An 8,197-nucleotide genomic window follows, 5' to 3' on the forward strand; every position below is an offset into this window, starting at 1 on the left:
CCGTAGGAGGTGATCCGCCACGCGTCCGAGCCCTCGGCGGCGCTCACCACCAGGTCGTCACCCACAACAACCTGCGCGGTCGGCTCATGGGTCCAGGTGCCTTCGCTCCAGTGCATAGGCTCACTCTACGGACGAACCGCCGAGGCACCCGCCCGGGCGCCTCGGCGGCGTGCGTCAGTGCTTGGCGACCTCAGGAGCCCGGGTCACGATGACCGGGCAGGCGGCATCGCGCAGGACCTCTTTGCTCGTCGATCCCAGGAGAAGGCCAGTGAACCCGCCCAGACCCCGCGAACCCACCACGACGACCGAGGCGCCCACGCTGGCCTCGACCAATGCCGCGGAGGGCCGAGCCTCGACGACATCGACGTCGATGGTCAGGGCCGGGTACTGCTTCCGGTAGGGCTCGACGATGTCGTTGATCCGCTCCGCGAGCTTCTCGGTGTCGGGCAGCGCCATCAGCGAGGACACCCCCATCGGGCCCACCATCCAGGGGGTCAGATCCCAGGCGTGCACCGCACGCACCGGAACCTCCAGCCGGACTGCCTCGGTGACGGCGATCCGCAGCGCCGCCTCGGCCTCGGGTGAGTCGTCCAAGCCGACGACGACGGGGCCGCCCGCAGTGGGGGTGCCGTGATCGGTGACCACGGCGATCGGCCCGTGCCCGTACGCCACGACGGCGTCGGCGGTGCCCCCGAGCGCCCGCACCTTCATCGGTGCGTTGGCACCCCGGGCCCCCACCACCACCATGTCGGCGACCTTGGAGGACTGCGCCAGCACGTAGGACGCCAGCCCCTTGTCCAGCATCGTCTCCACCTGCAGGTCCGGGTGTTGCTCGCGGACCCGATCCAGCAGCGCTTGCAGCCGTTCCAGCGCCAGCGCGCGCAGGTGCTCGGGGTAGTTGCCCTTGCCCATCGCGTCGAAGAGTCGACTGCGACTCGGGATGGGAACCTCCGGCAACGCCAGCACCACGATCAGGCGGCGCTTGAGATCGGCGGCCCGGTCGGCCGCCCAGTCGACTGCGTGGCGGGCCCGGTCGGACAGGTCCGTGCCCACGACGATGGCGCCCGTGGCATCGAATGAGATGGTCATCGTACGATCCCTTCTCCAGGCGTCCGGCCGCCTCGTCGGGACCGGGCGCTTTCGGCTCATCCTACGTTGTCGCAGCAGATGCCGCCCGGGGAATCGGGGAATCACATCCCCGTGCGGATCACGCCTGGGCGTGCATCCAGGCGTCGGAGCGCGTGCGCGTCCACAACAGCACCGAACGGGCGATGAGCCACGCCCCGTAGGCGGCCCACAGCCAGGCGAGCCCGGCATGGTTGGCCCACACCCCCGCGACGAACGGCGTGTAGGCGGCCGTCGCACCCAGGCCCGCGAGCGCCAGGAAGCGCGCGTCCCCTGCCCCGATGAGGACGCCGTCGAGTTGGAACGCCACCGCACCGATCGGGGCCAGCAGCGCCAAGACGATCACGGTCTGCTGCACCAGCGCCTGCACCGCGGGATCGGGGCTGAAGGCCCCCGACAGCGGGACCCGCACGGCCAGCAGGACCCCGCCGACGACGACGCTGAACCCGACGCCCCACACCAGGACCCGGCCCAGGACGCCTCGCGCGCCTGCGGTGTCACCGGCCCCCACCCGGACGCCCACCAGCGCCTGAGCGGCGATGGCGAACGCGTCCAGGGCAAACGCGACGGTCGTCCAGAGCGTGTTGATGACCTGGTGGGCCGCCAGCGCGACGGTGCCCAGGCTGGTCGCGGTGAGCGTGGTCATCAACAGGGCCAGGTTGAGGGCGGCGTTGCGGATCACCAGCCAGCCGCCGAGCCGCGCCGCAACCAGCACGCCGTGCGGCCGAAAACGCAGGGACACCCCGGCGGCCCGCGCGCCCCGGAGCACCGCCCCGGACAGCAGCGCCGCCCCGACCCACTGGGAGGCAGCCGTGCCCGCCGCCGCCCCGCCGATGCCGAGGTTCAGCCCGTAGACGAGCAGGACGTTGAGGGCGATGTTGAGCAGGTTGATCGTGACGACGACCCGCAGCGGCGTCCGGGTGTCCTGCAAACCGCGCAGCACGCCGGTCGAGGCGAGGATGACCAGTTGGGCCGGCAACCCGAGCGCCACGACACGGAGGTAGGTGGCCCCGAGCGCGGTCACGTCCGACGCGCCCCCGTACAGCCCGAGCAGCAGCGGTGCCGCCGGAACCAGGACGGCCGCGTACACCGTGCCGAGAAGCAGCCCCAGGAAGATCCCGTCGATGCCTCCGGACAGCGCCCCCGAACGGTCGCCCGCGCCCAGTCGGCGCGACACCACCGACGTGGTGCCATAGGCCAGAAACACCGACAGCCCCACGAGCAGCCCCAGCACGCTCGAGGCCAGCGTCAGCCCGCCCAGATCCGCGGTCCCCAGATGGCCGATGATGAACGTGTCGGCCAGGATCAGCAGCGGTTCGGCGATCAGCGTGGCGAACGCGGGGACGGCCAGCGCCAGAATCTCCCGGTTGAGAGACGGCGAGGGTTGCGGCACCCGCTCAGCATGCCCCATGGCCCGGCAGGATCACCCGAACGTCCACCCGCGCCGCCCCACGGATTGCGCGGCGCGAACTCCGCCTCGACCACCGTCAGGTGCCGTGGGGGTAAGCGGTCGGGGGAGGGTCAGGCGTGGATACCGCCACCGGAGGTGAGATAGGCACGCCCGCTGCCGGCGACGGTCAAGGTGGCACCGGCGGCCTGGAACAGGGCCCCGCCTCGCCCCACGCGACGCACGTCCGTTCCCGCCTCGAACGTCAAGGATCCCTCGACCACGACCACGGTTGCCGGGCCCCTCAGGTCGCTCAGGACGCGCCGTCCGGCCTGTGCATCGATCCGATACACGACGAACTCCGGCACCGGGGCCACATACGTGTGCACGGTGACGCCACCGGACGTGGAGACGACGGGAACGACGCGCGCCGGCGCCTCCGGTGTGAAGGACACCACCTCCAGCAGCCCAGGGACGTCGACGTGCTTGCTGGTCAGGCCGCCGCGCAGCACATTGTCGGAGGCGGCCATCGCCTCCAGACCCAGCCCAGACAGGTAGGCATGCAGCCTGCCCGCGCCGAGGAACACCGCCTCCCCCGGGGCCAGATCGACCCGATGCAGCAGCAGGGCCACCAGGATGCCGGGATCGGCGCCATAGGCGTCCGCGATGCGCCGCACCGTCGCCGCGCCCGCCCCTCCGATGCCGGCGCGCGCCGCATCCACCACCGCGCGCGTCGCCTGGTCGAGGGCCCCGTCCGCGGACAGGATGACCTCCAGCGCGGCACGCAGCGCCCGCCCGGTGGACGGGAGCGCGAGTGCGTCCAGCAGCGCCGCCGCCGTTCCCCGCTCGGCTTCCCTCCCGAGCAGGCCGGTCAGGACGGCCCGGGACTCTTCCGGAGCCGCGAACCCGCACAAGGCCTCGAACGGCGTGATCGCCACCAGGATCTCTGGCTTGTGGTTGGCGTCGGTGAAGCTGCGCGTCGGGTCACCGGGAGCACGCCCGGACGCCTCCTCGCGCGCGAACCCGGCGCGCGCCTGCTCGAGGTCGGGATGGACCTGCAGCGAGAGCGGGGTGTCAGCAGCCAGCAGCTTCATCAGGAAGGGCAGCGGTTTCCCGCCACCGAGGTCCGGATGAGCGGCCACGAACTCGTCGAGCCGCTGCGGGTGCCCGTCCACGTCGACGACGGCCGGAGCGCTGGGATGCGCACCGAACCACATCTCCGCCTGGCGCTCCCCGGTGACGGGGAAGCCCAAAAGTGCGGGAATAGCGGACGCCGACCCCCACGCATAGGGGCGGGTCGGCGCCTGCAACCCGTACAGGGAGTGCGACACCTAGTCGGTGCCACCCTCCATGCCGGCGATGAACTGGGCGTCGTCGATCTCCTCGGAGGCGCCCACCGCGCCCGTGGTGATCGCGGAGGCCTCGCCGGAGCTGAGTTCCCCGACCAACTCCGAAATCGCCCCGCCGACCAGCCCGAGCGTGGAGTACTGCTCCAACCGCGTCCGGGTGTCGGCGATGTCGAGGTTGCGCATGGTCAGCTGGCCGATCCGGTCGACGGGGCCGAAGGCGGCGTCCTCGACGCGTTCCATCGACAGCTTCTCCGGGTGGTAGGACAGCGCGGGGCCGGTGGTGTCCAGGATGGTGTAGTCCCAGCCGCGGCGCAGCCGGAGCGTCACCTCGCCGGTGATCGCCGAGGCGACCCACTGCTGCAGGGAGGTGCGCACCATCAGGGACTGCGGGTCGAGCCAGCGGCCCTCGTACAGCAGCCGACCGAGCTTGCGGCCCTCGTTGTGGTAGCTGGCGACCGTGTCCTCGTTATGGATCGCGTTCACGAGCCGCTCGTAGGCGATGTGCAGCAGTGCCATCCCGGGGGCCTCGTAGATACCCCGGCTCTTCGCCTCGATGATCCGGTTCTCGATCTGGTCGCTCATGCCCAGGCCGTGACGCCCGCCGATCGTGTTGGCCTCGCGGACCAGGTCGACAGCCGAGGCGAAGGTCGTGCCGTTGATCGAGACGGGGACGCCCTGCTCGAAGGCCACCGACACCACCTCGGGGGCGATCTCCACGTCGTCGCGCCAGAACGCCACCCCCATGATCGGGTCGACGATCTCCATACCGGTGCCGAGGTACTCCAGCGTCTTCGCCTCGTGCGTGGCCCCCCAGATGTTGGCGTCGGTGGAGTACGCCTTCTCCTGGCTGTCGCGGTAGGGCAGCTTGCGGTCGGTGAGCCATTGGCTCATCTCGTCGCGGCCGCCCAGTTCGCCGACGAAGTCCTCATCGAGCCACGGCTTGTAGATCCGCAACTGTGGGTTGGCCAACAGGCCGTAGCGGTAGAACCGCTCGATGTCGTTGCCCTTGTAGGTGGAACCGTCGCCCCACACGTGGACGTCGTCCTCGCGCATGGCGCGCACCAGCATCGTCCCGGTGACCGCGCGGCCCAGGGGGGTGGTGTTGAAGTAGGGCACACCCGCGGTGCGGATATGGAAGGCGCCACACATGAGCGCGACCAGACCTTCGTTGACCAGTTCGACCGTGCAGTCCACCAAGCGCGACCCCTGCGCGCCGTAGGCGGCGGCGCGTCCGGGAACCGAAGCGATGTCGGGTTCGTCGTACTGGCCGATGTCCGCGGTGTAGGTGTAGGGAATCGCGCCCTTCTCTCGCATCCAGGCGACCGCCACGGACGTATCGAGACCACCGGAGAAGGCCAGCCCGACCTTCTCCCCCACCGGGAGCTTCATCAGCACTTTGGACATGACTCCCATCCTAGGGCCGAACCGCACCGCCCCAGGCCCCGATCTCGGGTGTGTGAGGCGATCAGGGCCGTTGTGTAGCGTTTCGGCCATGGTCGCCCCGCAACGCCGCGCCGGAACCGGCATCCCTGGACTGGACGCCGCCATCGACGGTCTGCGCATCGGCGACAACGTGGTGTGGCACTGCGACACCCTGGCGGATTTCAGCCGCGTCCTGGCCCCCTTCCTCGCCGCAGCCCGGGCCGAGGGACGGCATCTGGTCTATGTGCGGTTCGCGACGCATCCGTCGTTGGTGAGCGGTGAGGACGTCCACGTTCACGAACTCGATCCCCGCGCAGGATTCGAGCCCTTCACGTTGGCCGTTCACGCGCTGATCGCCGCCCACGGCCGCGAGGCGTTCTACGTGTTCGACTCGCTCGCCTCCCTGCTGGACGCGTGGCATTCGGATCTGATGGTCACCAACTTCTTCCAGGTGACCTGCCCGTTCCTCTACGAACTCGACACCATCGCCGCCTTCCCGCTGCTGCGCGGCGAGGTCAGCGCGGCCACCGTGGCGGGCATCCGCGACACGGCCCAGGTGCTGCTGGACCTCCACGTCCTCGACGACGTCGTCCACGTGCATCCGCTCAAGGTCGAGGGCCGGTCCTCCCCCACCATGTTCTACCCGCATCGCATCGACGGGGACGCCGCCGTCCCGGTCACCTCGTCGACGGCTGCCATCCGGCTGTCGGCGCGACGCGATCGGATCCGGCGCCGTCCCGACCACTGGACGCGCCTGGTGGAGGCGTCCTACGACGCGTTGGAGGAAGGCGGTCCCGCCGCCGGCCGCGCGCACGCGTCCCTGGCCGACGCCCTCCTGGGCCGCGACGACGGCAAACTGGGCACCCTGGCTCGGCGCCATCTCACGTTGCCGGACCTGCTCGTGGCGGCCTCCCGCAGCATCGGCACCGGTCACATCGGCGGCAAGGCGATCGGCATGCTGACCGCCCGGGCCATCCTGCTGCGCGATCCGCAGGCCCGGTTCGCCGAGCATCTCGAGCCGCATGACTCGTTTCATGTGGGCGCCGACGTCTTCTACAGCTATCTGGTGTCGAACGGGTGGTGGCGTCACCGCCTGGAGCAGCGTTCCCCCGACCGGTTCCTCGCCGCGGGGGCGGAACTGCGGACGCTTCTGCCCACCGGCACGTTTCCCCCCGCGGTGCGGGAGGCCTTCGTCGATGCCCTGGAGCATCTGGGCCAGTCACCCATCATCGTCCGGTCGAGTTCGCTGCTGGAAGACAACTACGGCAACGCGTTCGCCGGCAAGTACGACAGCTTCTTCCTCGCCAACCAGGGTTCGCCCGAGGACCGGCTCCACGCGCTGGAGGACGCCGTCCGCGCCGTGTACGCCTCGGCCATGAACGAAGACGCCCTGGTCTACCGGCAGACGCGGGGCCTGGCGGAGGCGGATGAGCAGATGGCGGTGTTGATCATGCGGGTCAGCGGGGACCACCACGGTCCACTGTTCTTCCCGCACGCCGCGGGGGTGGGCAACTCCGACAACCTCTACACCCCGGACCCGAGTCTGGACCCCGACGCCGGGATGCTGCGCCTGGTGGTCGGGCTGGGCACCCGGGCCGTCGACCGGACCGGGACCGACCACGCCCGGTTGGTGGCTCTCGCCGACCCGCGGCACCGCCGGCTGGCCGACCCCGAGGAACTGTCCGCAGGCGGGCAGCGGCGGGTCGATGTGCTGGATCTGGCAGCGGGACGGCTGACCAGTGTCTCCTTGGCCGACGTGGTCCGCACCGACGTATCCGCCCCGTGGTCGCTTCTCGTGAGCCCGGACACGGTCGCGCTCCGCCGGCTCGCCGAGCGGGGGCGCCGCAGCGAGCATCCCCCGGTGGTAGCCGACTTCGCCGGCTTGCTGAACCACACCGGCTTCCCCACCGTCATGCGCGAAGCCCTGGCCGTCCTGGAGGACGCCTACGACTACCCGGTCGACATCGAGTTCACCTGCAACCTCACCGCAGAGGGGACGCCCAAGGTGGCGATCGTCCAGTGCCGCCCGTTGCAGACCCGGGGGCCGGGCCCCGCCGTCGCCATGCCGCAGATCACGGCCCGCGATGACGTGCTGTTCGCGTGTGACGATTTCATGGGCGGCAACGTCCGGCTGCCCCTCAGCCACGTCGTCACCGTCCAGGCCCAGCATTATCTGGGGTTGTCGGAAGGCCAACGGCATGGGGTGGCCCGGCTGATCGGGCAGCTCAACCGGGCGCTGCCGGAGGCTTCTTTCGCACTGGTGGGCCCCGGCCGCTGGGGCACGACCACCGCCTCGCTGGGGGTTCCGGTCCGGTTCGCGGAGATCAATCGGGCGGCTGCGCTGGTCGAGGCCACCCACGCGGGGGGCGGATTCCTGCCCGAGCTGAGCTACGGCTCCCACTTCTTCGCCGACCTGGTCGAGACGGGGATCTTCTACGCCGCCGTGTTCGACACCCGCCCCGGGGTGATCTTCCGCCCCGAGGTCGCCGTGCACCGCCCCAACGTCCTCACAGAACTGGTCGCCGACATCGAGACGGGCCTGCTGGAGGTCGTCCATGTCGCTCGCTTCGACGACTTGCTGCTGGCCTCCGACTCCGCAACGCGTCGCGTGGTGTGCCTGCGCGGCGGAGGCGTCAGCGGCTGAGCACGAAGGCGGTGACGTAGGTCTCCGTGAGGCCGTCGTCGATGATGCCCGACACCTGCGGCAGCGCCGCGATCGCTCCCGCACGGTCGGCCACCGACGCGTACATGAGGCAGTAGTCGGCGTAAGTCCGAGCGAAACCACCCGCCCCGATCGCCTCGGCGACCGTTGCGGGGATCTGCTCGGGGGCGTGCGCGAGGTAGGTCATGCCGGGGCCCGCCGGAATGACCTGGATCATCAACAACGCCTCGGGATTCGGGGAGAACCAGGTGG

The 8,197-nt window shown here is 70.5% G+C and carries 6 protein-coding genes; 1 reads left to right on the forward strand and 5 read right to left on the reverse strand.

What is annotated here, in order from left to right; genetic code table 11:
- Positions 1-174 precede the first annotated feature (174 nt).
- The 4 genes from V7E09_RS12925 to argG form a co-directional block, all read right to left on the reverse strand.
- On the reverse strand, positions 175-1,089 hold the full coding sequence (locus V7E09_RS12925) for a universal stress protein (RefSeq protein ID WP_324511902.1): 915 nt from the start codon (positions 1,087-1,089) through the stop codon (positions 175-177).
- A 118-nt stretch (positions 1,090-1,207) separates the two neighbouring features.
- Positions 1,208-2,518, reverse strand: a complete 1,311-nt coding sequence (locus V7E09_RS12930; protein ID WP_324511903.1) for an MATE family efflux transporter — start codon at positions 2,516-2,518, stop codon at positions 1,208-1,210.
- Positions 2,519-2,646: 128 nt separating this feature from the next.
- Positions 2,647-3,843: a mannose-6-phosphate isomerase, class I gene (gene manA / locus V7E09_RS12935; RefSeq protein ID WP_324511904.1), complete on the reverse strand. Its 1,197-nt coding sequence runs from the start codon at positions 3,841-3,843 to the stop codon at positions 2,647-2,649.
- Positions 3,844-5,274 (reverse strand): argininosuccinate synthase, encoded by a 1,431-nt coding sequence (argG, locus tag V7E09_RS12940; protein ID WP_324523498.1) that lies wholly within the window; start codon positions 5,272-5,274, stop codon positions 3,844-3,846.
- A 79-nt stretch (positions 5,275-5,353) separates the two neighbouring features.
- On the opposite strand from argG, the gene V7E09_RS12945 reads away from it, so the two are divergent.
- Entirely contained in the window at positions 5,354-7,927 is a 2,574-nt protein-coding gene (locus V7E09_RS12945) for a PEP/pyruvate-binding domain-containing protein (RefSeq protein ID WP_324523499.1), read from the forward strand.
- Here V7E09_RS12945 and V7E09_RS12950 read toward each other — a convergent pair.
- Positions 7,917-8,197 (reverse strand): hypothetical protein (locus tag V7E09_RS12950; protein ID WP_324523500.1); only part of this gene is annotated, 281 nt, incomplete at its 5' end. The genes V7E09_RS12945 and V7E09_RS12950 overlap by 11 nt on opposite strands.

The sequence above is a fragment of the Propioniciclava sp. genome (assembly GCF_036744435.1).
Lineage (GTDB): Bacteria > Actinomycetota > Actinomycetes > Propionibacteriales > Propionibacteriaceae > Propioniciclava.